The sequence below is a fragment of the Saccharibacter sp. EH611 genome, assembly GCF_009834765.1.
GTDB lineage: Bacteria > Pseudomonadota > Alphaproteobacteria > Acetobacterales > Acetobacteraceae > Saccharibacter.
This window is the reverse complement of the sequence record NZ_WVHP01000021.1, coordinates 259,545-279,173: the sequence shown is the minus strand read 5'-3', so window position 1 is coordinate 279,173 and position 19,629 is coordinate 259,545. Positions and strand designations below refer to the sequence as shown.

Here is a 19,629-nt window from a genome sequence, read left to right as displayed (position 1 = left end):
GCCTCCCTTATTCTGCTGCCTGAGTGGCATTAAGACGCTTGGCAAAGGCTTCCTCGTCTGCACGAATTTCTTCGACAGGAACATAGTAGTCAATGTCAAGATCAGCGCTGCGCACCACAACGGCAATGAATGCACCAACCAAGCCAACAATCGCCAGCCACCAAATATGCCAGACCATAGCGAAGCCTAACAAGAAGGTGAAGAAACCAAGGATCGGCCCCAATGACGAATATTTCGGCATATGAATTGGCTGAAGCTCAGAAACAGGCTTAGGACGTCCCAACTCTTTCTCAGTATCAAACGTATCTAAGCCACGGATGACCGGCAGGCGTGCAAAGTTATAGTGCGGTACAGGGGAAGGAATAGACCATTCCAGCGTACGACCAGTACCCCAGTTGTCCCCTGTCAGATCCTGCGCGTCATGCTTCTTGTTGACAGCGTCAACAACAGCAAAAACGAGCTGACCAACCTGGCAAAGCACACCGAGTGTCAACACGAACACACCGACACATGCGACCAGCAACCATGGATGCCAGTTCGGATTGTCATAATGGTTCAGACGACGTGTCATTCCTTCAAGCCCAACAATATAAAGCGGGATGAAGGAGAGGTAGAAACCAACAAACCAGAAACGGAATGCCCATTTACCCCAGCTGTCACGCAGCTTGTAACCGAACACTTTCGGGAACCAGTAGTTCATCCCGGCGACATAGCCGAAGAACACACCACCGATAATCACATTATGGAAGTGAGCCACCAAGAACAGGGAGTTATGAAGCACCCAGTCTGCTGCTGGCATAGCCAACATCACGCCTGTCATCCCACCGATGGAGAAGGTGATCATGAAGCCGACGATCCAGTTCATCGGGCCTTCAAAGCGAACACGCCCCTTATACATGGTGAAAAGCCAGTTAAAGATTTTCACACCCGTTGGCACAGCAATGAACATCGTCATGATACCGAAGAAGGTATTAACGTCTGCTCCTGCGCCCATTGTGAAGAAGTGATGCACCCATACGATACTACCAAGGAATGTGATCACACCACTGGCGTAAACCATCGTCTTGTAGCCAAAAAGAGGCTTACCAGAGAAGGTTGCTGCAATCTCAGAGAACACACCGAATGCTGGGAGAATCAGAATATAGACCTCAGGATGACCCCAAGCCCAAATCAGATTCAGATACAACATCACATTCCCACCACCATCGTTGGTGAAGAAATGCATCCCGAGATAGCGATCCAAGCTCAGCAAAGAGATGGTTGCTGTCAAAATTGGGAAGGTTGTCAGGATCATGATGTTGGAAAAGAATGCTGTCCATGTGAAGACAGGAATCTGCATCCATTTCATGCCAGGCGCACGCATTTTCACGATTGTCGTGAAGAAGTTCACACCTGTGAGCAACGTTCCGATACCAGAAATCTGAACAGCCCAGATGTAGTAATCAACACCCACACCAGGGTTAAACTGCAGCTCTGAAACAGGAGGATAGCCCAACCAACCCACGTTGGAGAATTCACCAACGAAGAGTGAAATGTTGATCAGAACCGCCCCAACCAATGTCATGTAGAAGCTGACAGAGTTCAGGAATGGGAAAGCAACATCGCGTGCCCCGACTTGCAGCGGCACAACAAAGTTAAACAGCCCCGTCATAAACGCCATGGCCATGAAGAAAATCATGATCGTCCCATGGGCGGAGAAGACTTGGTCATAATGATGAGGCGGCAGGTAACCTGGGTTACCCTGATAAGACAGCGCAAGCTGTGTCCGCATCATAACCGCATCAGCAAAGCCACGCAGCAGCATGACAATGGCGAGAACGATATACATGACGCCGAGTTTCTTATGGTCAACCGTTGTTAACCACTCACGCCACAAATAGCCCCATTTGCGGAAATAGGTGATCGCTGCAAGAACAGCGAGCCCGATAACGGCCACACCAATGAAGGTGCCGACAAGAATCGGCACATCATACGGTATGGCTGATAAGGTAAGTTTTCCGAGCATCTTTAGGTAATTCCTTACATGCCGGTAGCGGAAGATGTGCCATTAGCACCGTTGTTCTGCATATCCATATGCATCACACCGCTGCCATTCGCATCACGCGCCATACCATTGTTGTATTTAGCAATAATATGCTGGAACAGAGCAGACTGGACATTTGAGAAATATGTCACAGGTGCTGGAGCCGGAGCGACTTCATTGCTAACTGCTGGGGGAGTTGCATAACGACGATATGTTTTCTCGTCCAATGCATCTTTCTCAGCAAACTGGCTGGTTCCGGTGCGAACATTCTCTACCCAAGAAGCAAATTGTTCCTGTGGCATAGCGATAGCGCGGAACTTCATGCCAGAGAAGCCAGGCCCTGTATATTGCGCTGCTTCACCACGATAGCTTCCTGGCTTACGGGCCAAGAGGTGAAGACGCGTTTCCATACCGGCCATGCTGTAAATCTGAGAGCCAAGCTGCGGAATGAAGAACGATGTCATTACGCTATCTGACGTAATGTGGAGATCCAACGGCGTTTTCGTTGGGACGTCCAGCTCGTTAATCGTCGCAATACCCTGCTCAGGGTAGATAAACAGCCACTTCCAGTCCAGTGAAACAACCTGAACTTCAAGCGGTTTGGTGTTCTCAGCATGCTCACGTTTAAGCATGTCTTGTGCAAGGGGTTTGTACGGATCGTAATAATGCGTGCTCCAGAAGTTAATGCAACTGAGAACAGCAATAATCAGAACCGGAATACCCCAAATAAACACTTCAAGTACGTTCGAATGTGCCCATTTTGGTTTGTATTCAGCCTTAGTGTTGGCTGCCCGGTATTTCCAAGCAATGACCAAGGTTGCGATACAGGTAGGCACAACAACGCACATCATGACGGCAAACTCGAGCACCATCATGTCGCGGTTACCTTCGCCAATCGGCCCGCCCGGCTGAAGCAAGTCAACCGTGCAACCCGACAGCATTAACGCAGGCAACGCCGGGAAAAATCGCCAGAGTCTTTTCATGGGTCCTGCCTTTATCTGTCGCTTTGGCCGTCTAGGGCCAAAACACATTGTGACACAGCCAGGACCGCATCAATGCGACCGAACGTTACCATGATCATATGCCTTTCTTCGCTCGTATCCTGACAAAAGAAGGTCTCCCTTCCTTACTCTACTTATATAGTTAGGGATTATAATCCCAGTGCCACCCACCGTAATCCGCCCGAATGGCATAGAATACAAGGGGAAATTGACAAAAATAAAGGGTACTAATTGAGTTCTAATTTAAAAAATAGCAGTTAGCAGCTGCCTCTGTGCTTTTTTAAAGAATAGCTCAAAAATTACTTCTTAGTAATTTTTGAGGATGATCGTTTCATACTTGCACAGAAAAGACCATGATGATTCCACAAAAAGGGGAAAGCGTTTCCACTCCCCCCCTTCCTTAAATGAGCCTCTTTTTTCTCAGTCACGCCCACCAGTACGCTGACCAAAGAACTGCAATAAATACTGAAACATATTGACAAAGTTCAGATACATCGACAGCGCGTCATAGACGCTCATCTTCCCAACATCATCAGGGCCCAATGCACTTACGTAGTACTGGTAGGACATTTTAATACGTTGAGTATCGTACGCTGTGAAGCCAGTGAAAATGAGCACCCCAACAAAAGAGATAAGCATGCTCGCCTTATCTGAAGGGAAGAACATATTCACAAGCCCGGCAATGATCAAACCGATCAGCCCCATAAACAGGAAAGACCCCATGCCAGCGAGAGAACGCTTCGTCACATATCCCCATAGAGATATAGCCGCATAAAGACTTGCTGTGATCAAAAAGGTTCTAACAACCGATGTCCCTGTATAAAACAGCAGAATACTCGAAAGACTGACGCCCATCACGAGACTGTAAACTAAGAAAAGCGCTTGTGCCGCATTACGTGAAAGACGATTTACCCCAAAGGATAGAACCAACACAAACGCAAGAGGGGCAAAAATTGCAACTATTCCTAAAAGCGTTGGCCCAACCGATACCCGCCCATCACTAAGCATATGAGCGCTGTAGAAAAGCGTCTTCAATGACGTATTCACAACGGCATAGGCTGAAATTGATGTCAGCAAGAGCGCAACAGCCATCCAGTTAAAAACGCGCAACATATAAGCCCGTAGGCCTGCATCGACCGCGCTCTGACCCTGTTGGGTTTCCGTGCCTTGAAAATCAGGATGAAAAGCCATGATACCTTTTTCCGGAAAATAATCGACGTTGGGCCGTCTTAGGAGACACTCTTCCCCAACCCAATCTTGAAGTAAGATGTGGCGTTTCCTACATGAGTGTCAAGACCGAACGCTTTTGCAGAAAGGTCAAGACCGATGAAACTGGCTCTCGGAGTACCTCTTGCTCCGTTTTTAGATGATGATTTTTCTTTGTTGCGGGGGACGCTTGATGATGTTCACTGGACCCCGCAGCTCAATAGCCACCTTATCCTGCGCTTGCTCGGCAATATCAATGCGCGCCCACTGTTGGACGACATTGATTATGAACTTCGGAAGCTCGTATGGGAACCGTTTTCTATCCATTTCCAGCAAGTTTATCATCGCCCCGGTTCGCATGATGATCGCCTTGTCACATGCCCCTCGCCCAGCGATCCTCTATCGCAACTTCAACGAAACGTCGAAAAACGCCTAAGAGCAGCGACTTGCGCCCCTGTTCGCCAGCGCTTTCATCCAGAAACAACACTAGGCTATGTTTCGCCCGGTCGCGAGACGGATATTATCCCTTGGATACAACGTCACAACCTCTTCAAGAGCCAACCTCTCGTTGTTGATCGCCTAGAGTTGGTCGAGCTCTTCGGTCAGCATGAGACACTCTCCTGCCATGCTGTTGAGGCCTATGGATGCTACGGTCAGGCGCTCCCTCTTCCTGCCTTCAATGAGGTTTTCTAAGCAAAACCTTTTTGCTTCAGCTGAGCCATAAGAGAACTATAGTGCTCAATAGCACAAAAGAGGTACCACCCTTCTGCAAGCGGGAATGCACTGAGCCCTAAATCTTCATAGATAGAAGCTAAGGCATCCCCTTGCTGCAGGAAGGCCAACCCGTATCCCTCCTGCAGGGCATAGTCGCGCATACGCCAAATCGCAGCGTCATAATAAGCCTCTCCCCCCACAGCACCATCTAGCGCCAGTAAATAAGGCTCCATCCGTACGAAAGCGATCCCCGCTCTATTGGTCTCGTCCCGTATGAAACCATCTGGAATAATCCGTGCGCAGGACAGTACATTTTTAGGAGCCACATCATCAATAAGGCATCCATATGCAGCGGCACTCTGCGTATTCCAGGGGAACGGATGAATCTGCGTTCGTTTCACAGCGCGCCACAACGCGTAAATGCAGCATAGTGCCGACACCCCTAGAAACCATCGCCCAACAGCTGTGTGCGCATCATAAATCATCGCACGCCACCAAATCGGCCCAAGGTGACGCTGCACAGCGACCCAGCCCATCCCTGCAAGGCCAAAGAGCCAAAGCGATAACGGCGCTAAAATGGCCGGTGATAATGGCTCTACACGCCAATGAGCTTGCCGGTAATATCCTCTACGAAAAGGAACTAGAACCATCAAAACAGCCGCTACGATGAGCCATGTGATCCAATGCGCTTGCCGAAACAACAACGCGACGAAGGTGGCACACAGCACGCCCACTGAAAGGCGCCAAGCAAGCGCAACACGTTGGGAAAGTCCCAGTGACAGCCCAACAAGCATCACACCACACACACAAAGACCAAAAACCGCCAACTGCGTTAATGTTGCATGAATTAATGAATGAAACTCAGGCAATGGCGCAATGAGGGCGTAGATAACCATACTCACCCCCAAAAGCGCTTGTAGCCCTGTCGCGACAATCACTGAAAAGTCAGCTTCCGACTCCCGCACGACTTCATTGGGTCTGAGCACCTGACCGCGATTTCCTTCACGCGCAGAGAGTGGCAAGCCACGTAGCAGAAGCTCATGCCCTGCGAACAGAAATCCCGCTACGAGGAGTGGAATGATGTAATAAAATAGCCGGAAAACGAGTATCGCACTCATAATGCGCGATACGGGAAGCCATGGCGACAATGACAGAAGCATTGTGCTTTCAAATACGCCCAAACCGCCAGGAACGCTCGCCACAAGCCCCGCCGTATAGGACACGATATAGATCGCCAAAAACCCACCAAAAGTCAGGCTACAGCTTGCCGGTAAAGGCCCAATGACGCACCAAGCAATCAGTGCTGTGACGGACATATCAGCCATACTGATGATGATTTGCCCCAGCGCAAGACGCCACCCGGGAAGGTCAATCGTCCAACGGAAAAGACGTAATTCTTTCCGCCAGACCGATACCCCAACATACCCCAATAGAGCCACGTAACACGCACCTCCCACAAGGTGAGGCACCCATAGGGGAAGATGAACTAAAAGCGGAATAGCTCTTGGCTGCCAGAGCAAGACAAAACCAACGAGGCCAAGCGTTCCCAGTAAATACGTAATGGAACAAAAGGCCACGATAGAGGCGACCTTACCGCCTGACACTCCCCAGCTTCGGTACAGCCGATAACGCACTGCTGTGCCAGAAACTGCTGCACACCCAATATTATGGGACAACACATAAGCACAAAAAGCCACAAAAGCTGAACGCCCCCACGAAACACCGGCCTTCACATGACGGCAAGCCAGACCATCATAAAAAGACAAAATCGCATAAGCGATTACCGTTGCCCCTGCTCCCTCCCATAAAGCTGAAGCAGGGATGCCATGAAGACTAAGAAAGATGTCATGAACAGAGAGGCAGCGAAGTTCACGCCAAATCACAAAGACAGCAACGATAAGAAGCACCAAACCAAAAAGCGCTGGTGCGCGCATCATGAGGCGCTGCCACCGCCTTTTACGGGGGGAGGAAAGCACCTCTTCTTGCTGTGTTTTGTCAGATAGCAATGACACCTCGCCTCCTGCTACTTCTCTGTCACCTCTTCTGACAGAGGTTCAGCAACGGCAGGGCGAGCAAGGCCTTCTTCAATCAAGGCAACTGTTTCATTTAGCCCAAAGAGAGCAGCAAAGATACCAAAACGCGGCCCCTCACTTTGTCCAAGCAAAACCTCATATAAGCAGCCGAACCATGAGCGTAACTCCGATTTCTCAAAATACCGTTTACCTACTTCAAAGACGACATTTTGCACATCATCAGGAGACGTATCAGCAGGAAGCTCTTTCAGAGCAGCAGCAAGGTCTTCAAGCCCCTTCCGCTCCCGCTCGTTAGGAGCACGATAGACCTTACGAGGACGAACGCGCTCATTGAAATACGCTAAGGCATGTTCAACCAAACGCGCTACATACGGATGTGTTTCTGGCGATAGTGACGAATCATAACGCTGTAAGAACTTCCAGAGCGTCTCAGCTTCTTTAGCATTCGCCACGCTGGCCAAGTTCAACAACGCTGTAAATGAAACAGGGCTCGTATCCTGAGGGCGCAATGTACCATTATGAAGGAACCATACGGGGTTAGCGAGGAATGTCTCCTCATCCTGCGTTTTGGCCTTCTGAACATGCGTGAGATAATCATCCGCCGCCCGTGGGATCATATCTGTATAAAGGCGTTTAGCGCGCGTCGGTTGCTGGAACATATACTGCCCCAAGCTTTCAGCCGGCCCATAACGGAGCCATTCCTCAACAGACAGTCCGTTGCCTTTTGACTTACTGATTTTCTGCCCTTCAGAATCAAGGAACAGCTCATACGTCAGCCCAACAGGGGGTTCCTTCCCCAATATCCGGCAAATCTTAGAAGACAGCTTCACACTATCAATCAGGTCTTTTCCTGACATTTCATAGTCCACACCGAGAGCGTACCAACGCATCGCCCAATCGGCTTTCCACTGCATTTTCGCCTGACCACCGTACACGGAGGTCTCAAACATCTCGCCGGCCTCGTCTTCCCAGCGCACTGTCCCAGACTCTGGGTTTACAGCCAGAATAGGCACCTGCATCACTTGGCCCGTCTTAGGATGAATGGGCAAAACAGGCGAATAAGTTGCGCGACGCTCTTTCCCCAAGGTTGGGGCAATCACAGCAATGATCTTATCATGTTCTTCTAAAACACGCTTTAGCGCCGCATCAAACGTGCCGTTCGTATAGTAATCGGTTGCGGACGCAAACTCGTATTCAAAACCAAAGCTATCTAAAAACTGACGCAAACGCGCATTATTGTGTGCGGCAAAACTTTCATGCGTGCCAAATGGATCAGGAATACGCGACAGCGGCAAGCCCAGATGCTTCTCTAGCATCTCTTGCTGAGGCACATTTCCAGGCACTTTGCGCAAAGCGTCCATATCATCAGAGAATGCCAGCAAACGTGTGGAGCGACCGGTCATCGCTTCGAACGCCTGACGCACCCATGTAGTACGGGCCACTTCCCCGAACGTTCCGATATGTGGCAAGCCAGACGGCCCATAGCCCGTCTCTAACAAGACAGGTTTGCTGGGGTCTGCATTAGCCACACGTTTAGCAATTTTGCGGGCTTCCTCAAACGGCCAGAGTTTGGGAAAAGACGAATCAGGAAGTGGGGAAGAAGGGTTTTTCTGCATAAGGGCTGCAAAAATATGGGGCCGCGCCCTTCTGGTCAAGCAAGCTCTTTCTCTTCTGGTAAAAAAGAACCTCTCGGCAGGGGCTCATTTTCCCGCTAGACTATATGTAATGTCCAACCCGTTTCTCTCCCCTTTTGATGCCCCAGCGCTGATTGCCCGCCATGGACAGTCATCCCTTTTGACACCAGACGGTGAGCTTCTGGCCCTATCACAACGAGAGATTCAAGAGCAGCTTCGCCTCTTTCCGCCGCCTTTATTGGTGCATGGCCCTGCCACGCTCAAAATTCTGAACCTTCCGCCAGAATCCCCTCCCGCCCCATGGTTTGACCTTCTTGAGCTTTTCCTCTTCGTCCATCCCGCACGCAGTGTCACCCCAACACCGCGCGGATTAGCCCTAGAGCTCGATCTGATAGAGCCTAAGACCACATCTTTTGGCGCGGATATGCTGTACCATATTTGCGAAAAGCTTCTCAGCGACTTTCAAGAAGCGCTTCATCTCAAGGGGAACGATACCCTTACCGCCCTTCTCTCTCCCTTAGAGCAAGCACGCTGGAGCTGGGCTGGTTTTCTCAAGCATATGCTCGCTGAAGAGGGGCTTTCCCCTTCAAGCGACGCCCCTCGTGACGCGTTAAAAATTTGGCGCCGGCTCCCTCAATGGGAAGAAGAAGCCCCTCGCCCGGCCCCCGGAAGTCAACCTGTCGCCCCCAAAGCAGCCCGTTTACGCCTGACAATGATGCTGGGCGACCATGCAGAGCCGCGCCCAGGACAAGCAGACTTTGCCTCTGCTGCCACGCAGGCCTTTGCCCCGCGCGACGTTCCCAACGCGCCGCATATTGTCTTAGCTGAAGCAGGAACCGGCACAGGTAAAACACTCGGCTATATTGCGCCAGCGAGCCTGTGGGCAGAAAAGAACGATGGGCCTGTTTGGATCAGCACCTATACGCGACATCTTCAACGACAAATTGAGCAAGAACTCACCCGCCTTTATCCCGAGCCGACCCAGCGCCGCCAAAAGGCAGTCATTCGCAAAGGGCGTGAGAATTATCTCTGCCTGCTTAACTTTGAAGACATCGTCAACATCGCCAAAAACCGCCCTCCACATGAGCGGCATATGCTCATTCCACTCGCTCTTCTCTCCCGTTGGGCAGACGCCACTTCAGATGGCGACGTCATGGGGGGCGATCTTCCCGGCTGGTTTGGGGAACTGTTTCATCACGGCTTACTCAGCAGCATTGCCGACCGACGCGGTGAGTGCATTCATTCTGCCTGCCCGCATTATCAAAGCTGCTTTATTGAACATAGCATCCGCCGCGCGCGTCATGCGGATTTAGTGATTGCTAATCATGCTCTTGTTCTCTCCCAAGCAGCTTGGAATGCCCTTCTCCCCCAAGCTCTTGCTCCGGCTAACCTGTCTGATGAAAACGGCATCCCCACACGCTATGTCTTTGACGAAGGCCACCATATTCCAGCCGCAGCGGATAGTGCCTTCTCTCTCACCTTTTCAGGTCTTGAAACAGCCGAACTCCGACGCTGGATTTTAGGCGCTGAAGGTGGTCGCTCCCGTGCACGCGGACTACGCCGCCGTATGGATGATATTTTAGAACGTATTCCCGCCCTACAAGGCCCCTTCCAAGCCCTCATTCACGCGACCCAACAAGGCCTCCCTCGCCCTTCATGGAGCGTCCGGCTGCAAGACGCTCGAACGCAGGCAGCCGCTTCTTCTCCCGAAGAACAGGGCGATACCACCTCTTCTGTTACGTTTCCAAACGTCCCTTCTGAAACAGAAACCACCCTCGACCACCCTGCTGAAGCCTTTCTTTTTGCCCTAGACCGCCAACTTCAAGCGCGAGTGGACGAAGAAAAGACACTCAAACGCGGTGAAACCTCCGCTTATGATCGGCAAGAATGTGACCTCCACCCTACACAAGACGCCCTTCTTCCCGTTACAGAAGAGATTCTAAGCGCGCTACAAGCTATTGCCCAACCGCTTGACCGTATTATCACGTTATTATCCGAACAGCTTGAAGACCAAGACGAGCTTGATGCTGCCTTTCAACAACGGTTAGAAGCCACTATTCGTAGCCTTCATCGCCGCGCTTTTTCACGCCTTCAGGGCTGGATCACCATGTTAAGGGCGATTACGACACCCCCTAACCCTCATGAACGCCCCCTCTATATTGATTTCATTCGCCGTGAACGCCTGCCCGCACTCCGTGGAATGGATGAAACGCACGACATAACGCTGAACCGGCATTGGGTAGACCCCACCATGCCTTTTGCCAGCACATTACAAAGCACGGCGCATGGGTTCCTCGTCACATCTGCAACCTTGCGAGACCGCAGCCCCGATGAGACAGACGATGACCAATGGCATAAAGCGGAAGAACGGCTAGGAACCACGCATTTCCTCCAGCCCCCGTTTCGTGCTTCACTCATGAGCCCCTTTGATTATGCACACCAAACACGGGCTTATATTATCACGGATCTTTCAGGGGAAATTGCTAGCTTGGCTCGGGCCTTTCAGCGCCTTTTTGAAACATCAGGCGGAGGAGCCTTAGGACTTTTCACCGCCATTCGACGCCTCAAGGAAGTCCATAAGCGCATCAACGAGCCCCTTGGTTTACAGGGCATTCCCCTCTTTGCACAGCATATTGATGCGATGGATAACGCCACCCTTGTTGATGTCTTCCGCACTGAACAACATAGCTGCCTTTTAGGCACTGACGCGATGCGCGATGGTGTCGATGTCCCCGGAGAGGCACTCCGTATGGTCGCATTTGAACGCACCCCTTGGCCTCGCCCTGACATTCTTCATCGCGAACGACGCCGTCTTTTATCTGGCGGGCGGCCACGCGCGTATGATGACCATATTACAAGAATGCGTTTGCGGCAGGCCTTTGGTCGGCTCATCCGCCGTACTGATGACTACGGCGTTTTTGTCATGCTGGATAATCGCATGCCTTCACGTCTTCTTTCTGCTTTTCCGGAAGGTGTCCCCGTCCAGCGGCTTAGCCTAGAGCAAGCTATTGCCGATATTACGATATTTCTCAAAGAGCGGGAAGCAACAAGGCTTTGATAAAAGCGGAAATAAAAAAGGGAAAGAATGGGTTTACATTCTTTCCCTTCTCTACATATATCTTTTAAATAGCGCGACCTCCTCGAAAAATCGTACTATCCGTCATTCCCGTAAAGAATACACTCGAAAGAAAGCTCGGGGATACGTCTTTAAAAAATCCGCACCCCCGATACGTTAAAAGAAGGATTTAATGCGCGTTAGAGAATAAAAGCATAAGGTCGCCGTCGAACATACGCGACATCATTGCATAACGTATGCCCCTGCTTACCAAAACACATACTTGGGTAAGATGCCGGAGCGAGATATCGCTCTTGCCCTGAGCCGATACCGATAGATCGGGCCACAACCCGGAATGGAGTAGTAAAGAATGATACCGATTTTTTTTTAGTAGCCATGATGCTACACTCCTAACGACTTTAGATTACTTTTATAAGTAATCCTTTGATGTACGGGGTGTCGTTTCTTTCCCCGCAACTTCACGGTAAACAATCGTCTTTCAAAAAATCAATATAAAAATTCATTTTCTATTCGATCTCAATGTTTTCAACGAGTTGTGCGCATAGAATCGCGTATTCATACACAGCCGTTTCACACCTTTCGGAGTCATACATGACTTAACGAAGCTCTTCATTGAGCCCTATATCTCTTCATCTCCAATGTTGTTGGAACGCATCATCCTTGGGTATTATGGAACAAGACACGTCCAACAAAAAAGGGAGAGGCCTATGCCCCTCCCTGTTCGCATCCCTAGAAAAAGACCAAGGGATTTCTAAAAAGCAAGCCCAGCCTGTAAGTAGAAGCTTCTACCCGCATAGAAGTTACTATAAAGAGAGCCAAGCGAATTTTGGCCTCCATCAGCCACAAATGGAGGGCGCTTATTGGCGATATTTGTGATCCCACCTTGGAAATTCCACTTCTTCCACCGATAATTAAGTGTAATATCGTGTTCAAACATACCCGGTGTCGAATGACGCGGCCCATCGGCTGACGTCAGGTCACGTGTCGAATTATTCCACGTCATACCACCCATATATTGCATCATATAAGTGATCGAGAAGTTCTTATGACGCCATGTAGCCGTTGCATAATCACGCAGTGTCGGCACACCATTCGCCATACCAGTTCCAGTATTTTGATACAGAAGCCGACCATAGTAATTATACCATTGCCCGCCTGGTGTGTATTGCTGCTGATACGAGACCAACTGCTGAATATTATTTTCTACGGTGACAACATCATCAGGTGTTAAAGGAAGAGAATAGTTCAGATCCAAATCCACGCCGCTTGTTCGCAAACCACCAATATTCATATTATTAGCGGTTACCTGTTGGATCTGCCCTACTCCATCTCTTTGGATAAGGCCACACTCTTTCCCAGCCGTATAGCATTGATCAAGGATGTACTGTGTTGGAAGAGAACCAACGGTGTTGGAGACTGTTGTATGCCAAAATTCTGCAGACAACGACAAACGTGGAATCCAGCGCGGTGTGAAGACAGCCCCAAATGTATATGTTCGGCTCGTTTCTGGGTTCAGCTTATTATTCCCTCCGCCCAAGGTCGGCACCTGTCCGCTCCCCTGGGCTGTAAAGGTTTTGGTATTAATTTTCTGCTGCGCACAACGCGATGCAACGACGGCCGACTGTGCCCCGTAAGTACCAACGGCTCCCATATCGCAAGGGTCATTGGCCTGATTATACGAAAGCGTTTGCCCTTGATAAAGCTCATACACTGAAGGCTGACGATAGGATGTCCCAATGGTTCCACGAAACCGCACGTCACGTGTTGGCATCCAGTTGATAGAGGCTTTCCAGTTTTTTGTCGTTCCAAACGTATTATAGGCAGACACGCGTCCTTGAGCGTCAACGGTCAAATCTTTAGCGAGGAATGCATTATGCAACAGGTTAAAACTGGTCTCCGCATAACCTTCCGTCACGTTAAACCCACCACCCGTATATTGAGTTGTGTTTGTCATACTTTGGCCAGAAGAAATTAATGGATCTGGCGTAGAAGATAGATGCTCGCCTCTATGCTCCATCCCCAGAGCAATTCCTAACGCTCCACCATGCTCCCACGGCATCGTCACAACGCGGCTATTGTGAATGCGAAGGTTCCAGTCTCGTAATTGATAATAGCTATGAGTGTTTGTTGTCGCATTCGCATAAGCTGCCGCTTTACCTGAAAGCGGATGAAACGGGCTAGCGCATCCTGATGACGGGCACAGAGAAGGATTATACGCTAATGCACTATTAGCATTTCCCTGTTGAACTTGTTGGAGGCCATAGCCGTTCAGAAGGTTCGTATAGCTTCCGATATTGAGATCATGCTCCAGATTTTGATTCCACCCATAGGTAAAGGATGCATCATACATCCAGTGATCGATGATCTCCCCTTTCAATCCAGACTTAACGGTATAGGTATCGGATGAATTCTCTAAACGTCGTGGACCAAACTCCGTAAAGCGGCGGGAAGCCATCGTGGCATCTTGGCCGGGGAAACGACTATTAGGATAATTGGCTGGAACCGTTAAATTGGAAGGCAGAGTTGAAGGTGGAATACTCCCATAGAAAGGCATAGGAGCCAGCTGTGATAGCGAGTCACGATGGCTGTACAACACATTCGAATAGAGCGTCAGATGACGGTCAAAATCGTAATGCGCATCACCATAAAGCGTGCCCGTATTCACGCTATTCGTCAGCATCGAATCTTGCCCGAACTGATAGCGTGAGGGTGTAGATCCTAATGTATTCCCATTATTGTCCTGCCATAGAGGTTGAGCACTATAACTTGAGCCAAAGCGCTTACCTGTTGCATCAAGCTGAACAGGGTTCGCCCATCCACGGTTACGCTGCATAATACCCTCAGTGGTATTATACGTTGCCCCTACGGTAATGTTTCCTCGTTCATGATCAAAGTTCCAGCCTTTATAAGCCGAAAGCATGCCAGTCTTTCCATCACCGCGCCCTGTAATTCCACCACGGATCGTTACAGATCCGGTATTAAGATTGTGCCGCAGCTTAATGTTCACCACACCAGACACAGCATCCGCACCGTAAAGCTCGGATCCACCATCTTTTAAAATTTCAATATTATCAATCAGCTGAATCGGGAGCGTATTCGTGTCAACACAATTCGCCCCAGCACTTGAATCTAAAGCAACGCGTTTACCATCAATCATGACCAAAACGCGCTGCTGCCCTAAATTACGCAAATCGATACAGGAAGCTCCTCCGCCACCATTCGTATTAGAATTGCCCGTTCCACTCGACCCAATGGAGGGCATACGCTGCAAAATATCGCCCAAGTTTGTCAAACCTGTTTGCGTCAGTTGCTTACTGCTAATTGTCTGCACAGGGTTAGCGTCAGAATTACGTGACTTACTCAGCATAGAGCCTGTCACCATAATTTCTTCTGAACGACGTGCGCTAATACCACGAAAAGCATTATTTCCATGGGTCGATTTTGTACGTTTTTTTGGCTTAGTGTGATGCGAGCCCGGCTCCGATGCGTGAGAGCGTTCAGTTACTTGTCCCTTCTCCCCACCAGAGACAAGAGAGCCCGCCGCACAAGCTAGGTGAGGAACAGAACCGGCAGAGAGAATTGATGCGCATAGTAGCCAATGGCGAGGAGAAATCGTCATACTTAATGTTCCATCATCGTTATAAAATTAATTTAATTCGATAACACAACAAAATGCCACATCTATTTTACGATCTGTGCCATTAGCGTTACTTATAAGCCCATACCGTGTCATTTAAGACACATTTATGACATCCTCACTGTTAAGCAGCTCATAAAAAAAGCCTCACTTCCGAAGAAGTGAGGCTTTTCCAGCAGAGAACTGCGGTCTTTCCCTTTCCTAATGAAAAGGGAAAGAGAAGGTCTGGGAGACTTAGAAGCCGCCCATGCCTCCCATACCGCCCATTCCACCCATGCCGCCCATTCCAGCAGCACCAGCATCATCACCGCCAGATTTCTTCTCTGGTCGTTCACCAACCATTGCTTCTGTTGTAATCAACAGACCAGCAACAGAGGCCGCATCTTGCAGAGCAGTACGGACAACCTTTGTCGGATCGATGATACCATCAGCCACGAGGTCTTTATACTGACCCGTCTGAGCATCAAAGCCCTTCGTGTAGGTTGATTCTTCCAGAACCTTACCAGCGATCACGGCGCCATCTTCACCCGCATTATGCGCGATCTGACGCAGTGGAGCCTGCAGAGCCTTACGAATGATTTCCGCACCAACGCGCTGATCATCATTAACATGGGAAAGTTCTTCCAAGATCTGGCTTGCACGGGCTAGAGCCGTTCCACCACCTGGGACAATCCCTTCTTCCACCGCTGCACGTGTTGCATGCAGAGCATCATCAACGCGGTCTTTACGCTCTTTCACTTCCACTTCCGTGCTACCACCAACACGGATGACAGCAACACCGCCAGCCAGCTTAGCTAGACGTTCTTGCAATTTCTCACGGTCATAATCGGAAGAGGTTTCTTCAACCTGAGCTCGGATCTGGTTGCAACGTGCCTTAATGCCTTCAGCATCGCCAGCACCTTCAACGATCGTGGTATTCTCTTTGTCGATGTGGACTTTCTTAGCTGTGCCCAGCATATCCAATGTCACGGAGTCCAGCTTGATGCCGATATCATCGGACACAACCTGACCACCGGTCAGCACGGAGATATCTTCCAGCATCGCCTTACGACGATCACCAAAGCCAGGAGCCTTCACAGCAGCAATCTTCAGACCACCACGCAGCTTGTTCACAACGAGAGTTGCCAGTGCTTCACCATCAACTTCTTCAGCAATGATCAGCAGCGGACGGCCAGACTGCACAACGCTTTCCAGAAGCGGCAGCATAGGCTGAAGAGAAGAAATCTTCTTCTCATGGATCAGGATATAAGGGTTATCCAGATCAGCAACCATCTTCTCGGTGTTCGTCACGAAGTATGGGGAGATATACCCGCGATCGAACTGCATTCCTTCAACGACATCCAGCTCTGTGTGCAGGCCTTTAGCCTCTTCCACAGTGATGACGCCTTCAGAACCGACTTTTTCCATCGCGTGAGCAATCATCTCACCGATTTCAGCTTCACCGTTAGCCGAAATCTTACCAACCTGGGCAATTTCCTCAGGAGAAGAAATCTTGCTGGTACGGGATTTCAGCTCTTCCACAACGCGAGCTACAGCTTTGTCGATGCCGCGTTTCAGATCCATCGGGTTCATGCCAGCGGCAACAGCCTTGGCGCCCTCGCGGATAATTGCCTGTGCCAAAACGGTCGCTGTGGTTGTACCATCACCAGCAATATCGTTTGTTTTAGAGGCGACTTCACGCACCATCTGTGCGCCCATGTTCTCGAACTTATCAGCCAGTTCGATCTCTTTGGCGACAGACACACCGTCTTTTGTAATACGTGGAGCGCCGAAGCTCTTATCAAGAACAACATTGCGGCCTTTAGGGCCAAGTGTCACCTTCACGGCATTTGCAAGGATATCGACACCACGCAGCATACGCTCACGAGCATCAGAACCGAATTTAACGTCTTTAGCAGCCATAACACATTACTCCTTAGGAGGGTTACTTTAAGAGATACAAAGTTAACAAAGGAAAGGCCTTAGCCAATGATCCCCATAACGTCGCTCTCTTTCATGATCAGCAGTTCTTCGCCGCTAATCGTCACCTCAGTGCCTGACCATTTGCCAAACAGAACACGGTCACCGGCTTTAACGTCCAGCGGCACAACCTGCCCCTGCTCGTTGCGTGCGCCAGGGCCGACAGCGATGACTTCGCCTTCCATCGGTTTTTCTTTAGCTGTTTCTGGAATAATGATGCCACCAGCGGTTTTCTCTTCGCTTTCGAGGCGGCGGACCACTACGCGGTCGTGAAGGGGACGAAAATTCGTCATGGATCGCTCCATTCTAGGCCAGCCCTTTTTCAAAGCAGCGTGGCCGGGTTATCGCGCTCAAATTAGCAGCGCACCTATACAACCCCCTTCTCTCAGAAGGAGGTGATTAAAAAATAGTGTTCCCCCCTGCGAGCGTCAAGAACCTCTGCTGTGAAGAAGCATATTTTTTAATCATCTCCTTCTAAAAAAGTCTTCACATCATAGAACTTCCAGAAAAGACAGAATCCCCTTCACCTTCCTCTTCCAAAGGCTCACACTCATGATGGCTAAAATATATGAGGAATTGGATATTTATTTATGGATATGCAGCTATCGCAACGCTTTGCCATCATTATGGGAGGAAGCGCCGGCTTGGGCGCTGGTATCGCCCGTTCCCTCGCGGCAGAAGGCGTCCATGTATGTCTTATCGCGCGCCGCGAACAGCCCTTACGAAATATGGTGGACATTATCAAAAACGATGGAGGTAAAGCCTCTTGGATCAGCGCCGACCTTGCCGCTCTAGAAGGGGTGCAGAACGCCATCACCCATATTCAACAACACTATCCAAAAGCACCTGACATTATCATTGGCAATGGAGGAGGCCCCCCTCCTGGGCCTGCGAGCGCTTTAGACGCGCAGCTATGGCAGCACTATGCTGACGCGATGCTCATGCCGACGATGGCCATGACAGATGCTTTTCTGCCCTCCATGCGTCAGCAAGGATTTGGACGCATTATCATGGTCTCATCCACAAGCATTAAGGAACCGATTCAGGGGCTCGTCCTCTCCAACGCGCTGCGCTCTGCCCTTGCAAGTTGGGGGAAAACACTCGCTCGTGAAGTGGGGCCGGATGGCATTACGGTAAATACCCTCATGCCGGGACGGTTTGACACAGACCGCGTCGCCAAACTGAACGCCTCACGCGCAGAGCAACAACATATTTCTGTTGAGGAGCTCAAACGTCGAAAGGAACAGGAAATCCCTGTAGGGCGTTACGGAGAGCCTGATGAATTTGGCGCAATGGCAACCTTTCTGGCCAGCCCTCGCGCTTCTTACATAACGGGAGCCTGTATTCCTGTAGATGGTGGGCTTTTGCGCAGTTGGTAAAAACCTCTCCCTGCAGGGCACTTCTTCTCCTGCAGGGAGATACAGCCCTTTAATGATGGCTGAACAATCCACGCCCCGCCACGGCATCAAGACGCGCTAATAGGCCAGAGTCGCGTGCATCTGCTGGTGTGATAATCGCATTATCAAGAGCCCGTTCAGCCTGATCAAGCTCACGCTTATGCCCTAGTGATGCAATAGCATCTTTTACCAGCTCACGCGCATGAGTGGCGTTCTTTTTCATCGTCGTAACAACTGTATCGACGGTCACGCTGTCATGGTCTTCATGCCAGCAGTCATAATCTGTCACCATACCAACGGTGGCATAATTCATTTCCGCCTCACGTGCGAGGCGTGCTTCTGGCATGTTCGTCATCCCAATGACTGAACAGCCCCATGAACGATAAAGGTCACTTTCCGCGCGTGTGGAAAATTGCGGCCCCTCAATCACGACATACGTCCCACCACGCGTCACAGGAATATGAAGCTTTTCAGCCGTATCACCCAATGTCGTAAGCAAGCGATGCGACACAGGCTCTGCCATGCTGACATGAGCCACGCACCCTTCCTCAAAGAAAGTGCGCTGACGCCCTTGGGTGAGATCAATAAATTGATCCACCAACACAAAGCGGCCAGGCTCAAGCTCTTCCTTCAAAGAACCAACAGCAGAAAGGGAGATAATATCAGTCACCCCTGCACGCTTCAGCGCATCAATATTCGCCCGATAATTTAGACGTGATGGTGGAATGGGATGGCCGCGCCCATGCCGAGGCAGGAAGACGCAACGCACGCCGGAAATGCTTCCAAAAAGCAAGTCATCAGAAGGAGCTCCCCATGGCGTTTCACAGCGGCGCCACTCTTTATCCTTCAGCCCATCAATTTCATAGAGGCCAGACCCCCCGATAACGCCGATAACGGGCTCAACGTGTTTTTCCGAAGCCATGCGGTTATACTCCCATGCCGTTTATAA

The 19,629-nt window shown here is 50.2% G+C and carries 12 protein-coding genes; 3 read left to right on the top strand and 9 right to left on the bottom strand.

The genetic code is table 11. The features are described 5' to 3' along the window. Positions 1-7 precede the first annotated feature (7 nt). The 3 genes from cyoB to GS535_RS06535 form a co-directional block, all read right to left on the bottom strand. A complete protein-coding gene (gene cyoB, locus GS535_RS06545; protein WP_160791312.1) occupies positions 8-2,005 on the bottom strand; it encodes a cytochrome o ubiquinol oxidase subunit I in 1,998 nt (665 codons plus the stop codon). 14 nt (positions 2,006-2,019) lie between these two features. Next, positions 2,020-3,006, bottom strand: coding sequence for a ubiquinol oxidase subunit II (cyoA, locus tag GS535_RS06540; protein WP_237442216.1), 987 nt, complete (start codon positions 3,004-3,006; stop codon positions 2,020-2,022). Between the two features lie 438 nt (positions 3,007-3,444). Next, positions 3,445-4,215, bottom strand: coding sequence for a Bax inhibitor-1/YccA family protein (locus GS535_RS06535; RefSeq protein WP_160791311.1), 771 nt, complete (start codon positions 4,213-4,215; stop codon positions 3,445-3,447). A 135-nt stretch (positions 4,216-4,350) separates the two neighbouring features. Between GS535_RS06535 and GS535_RS06530 the strand changes: the two genes are divergently transcribed. Beyond that, positions 4,351-4,923, top strand: a complete 573-nt coding sequence (locus GS535_RS06530) for a 2'-5' RNA ligase family protein (RefSeq protein ID WP_160791310.1) — start codon at positions 4,351-4,353, stop codon at positions 4,921-4,923. Here the strand turns inward: GS535_RS06530 and GS535_RS06525 are convergent. Together GS535_RS06525 and GS535_RS06520 are read right to left on the bottom strand one after the other, a co-directional pair. Continuing rightward, a complete protein-coding gene (locus GS535_RS06525; RefSeq protein ID WP_370518131.1) occupies positions 4,920-6,956 on the bottom strand; it encodes a lysylphosphatidylglycerol synthase domain-containing protein in 2,037 nt (678 codons plus the stop codon). The two genes, GS535_RS06530 and GS535_RS06525, sit on opposite strands and share 4 nt — an antisense overlap. 11 nt (positions 6,957-6,967) lie before the next feature. Beyond that, positions 6,968-8,593 carry a lysine--tRNA ligase gene (locus tag GS535_RS06520; RefSeq protein ID WP_160791450.1) on the bottom strand — a complete coding sequence of 542 codons (1,626 nt, stop codon included), beginning with the start codon at positions 8,591-8,593 and terminating at the stop codon, positions 6,968-6,970. Between the two features lie 109 nt (positions 8,594-8,702). Here GS535_RS06520 and GS535_RS06515 point away from each other — a divergent pair, with 109 nt between their 5' ends. Continuing rightward, positions 8,703-11,669: an ATP-dependent DNA helicase gene (locus GS535_RS06515; protein WP_160791309.1), complete on the top strand. Its 2,967-nt coding sequence runs from the start codon at positions 8,703-8,705 to the stop codon at positions 11,667-11,669. Between the two features lie 769 nt (positions 11,670-12,438). Here GS535_RS06515 and GS535_RS06510 read toward each other — a convergent pair. The 3 genes from GS535_RS06510 to groES form a co-directional block, all read right to left on the bottom strand. After that, a complete protein-coding gene (locus tag GS535_RS06510) occupies positions 12,439-15,306 on the bottom strand; it encodes a TonB-dependent siderophore receptor (RefSeq protein WP_160791308.1) in 2,868 nt (955 codons plus the stop codon). A 252-nt stretch (positions 15,307-15,558) separates the two neighbouring features. Continuing rightward, positions 15,559-17,226, bottom strand: coding sequence for a chaperonin GroEL (groL, locus tag GS535_RS06505; RefSeq protein WP_160791307.1), 1,668 nt, complete (start codon positions 17,224-17,226; stop codon positions 15,559-15,561). Positions 17,227-17,285: 59 nt separating this feature from the next. Continuing rightward, the gene (gene groES, locus GS535_RS06500; protein ID WP_160791306.1) at positions 17,286-17,576 is read right to left on the bottom strand and encodes a co-chaperone GroES; all 291 of its coding nucleotides are present in this window, start codon (positions 17,574-17,576) and stop codon (positions 17,286-17,288) included. 297 nt (positions 17,577-17,873) lie between these two features. Between groES and GS535_RS06495 the strand changes: the two genes are divergently transcribed. Continuing rightward, positions 17,874-18,662: an SDR family oxidoreductase gene (locus GS535_RS06495; protein ID WP_160791305.1), complete on the top strand. Its 789-nt coding sequence runs from the start codon at positions 17,874-17,876 to the stop codon at positions 18,660-18,662. Positions 18,663-18,711: 49 nt separating this feature from the next. On the opposite strand, the gene GS535_RS06490 is transcribed toward GS535_RS06495, so the two are convergent. Further along, positions 18,712-19,602 carry an S-methyl-5'-thioadenosine phosphorylase gene (locus GS535_RS06490; RefSeq protein WP_160799179.1) on the bottom strand — a complete coding sequence of 297 codons (891 nt, stop codon included), beginning with the start codon at positions 19,600-19,602 and terminating at the stop codon, positions 18,712-18,714. Between the last annotated feature and the right edge of the window lie 27 nt (positions 19,603-19,629).

Excerpts from the sequence above, each read along its gene's own strand:
- cyoB (WP_160791312.1), bottom strand. The coding sequence starts at position 2,005 with ATGCTCGGAAAACTTACCTTATCAGCCATACCGTATGATGTGCCGATT.
- cyoA (WP_237442216.1), bottom strand. The coding sequence starts at position 3,006 with ATGAAAAGACTCTGGCGATTTTTCCCGGCGTTGCCTGCGTTAATGCTG.
- GS535_RS06535 (WP_160791311.1), bottom strand. The coding sequence starts at position 4,215 with ATGGCTTTTCATCCTGATTTTCAAGGCACGGAAACCCAACAGGGTCAG.
- GS535_RS06530 (WP_160791310.1), top strand. The coding sequence starts at position 4,351 with ATGAAACTGGCTCTCGGAGTACCTCTTGCTCCGTTTTTAGATGATGAT.
- GS535_RS06520 (WP_160791450.1), bottom strand. The coding sequence starts at position 8,593 with ATGCAGAAAAACCCTTCTTCCCCACTTCCTGATTCGTCTTTTCCCAAA.
- GS535_RS06515 (WP_160791309.1), top strand. The coding sequence starts at position 8,703 with ATGTCCAACCCGTTTCTCTCCCCTTTTGATGCCCCAGCGCTGATTGCC.
- GS535_RS06510 (WP_160791308.1), bottom strand. The coding sequence starts at position 15,306 with ATGACGATTTCTCCTCGCCATTGGCTACTATGCGCATCAATTCTCTCT.
- groL (WP_160791307.1), bottom strand. The coding sequence starts at position 17,226 with ATGGCTGCTAAAGACGTTAAATTCGGTTCTGATGCTCGTGAGCGTATG.
- groES (WP_160791306.1), bottom strand. The coding sequence starts at position 17,576 with ATGACGAATTTTCGTCCCCTTCACGACCGCGTAGTGGTCCGCCGCCTC.
- GS535_RS06495 (WP_160791305.1), top strand. The coding sequence starts at position 17,874 with ATGGATATGCAGCTATCGCAACGCTTTGCCATCATTATGGGAGGAAGC.
- GS535_RS06490 (WP_160799179.1), bottom strand. The coding sequence starts at position 19,602 with ATGGCTTCGGAAAAACACGTTGAGCCCGTTATCGGCGTTATCGGGGGG.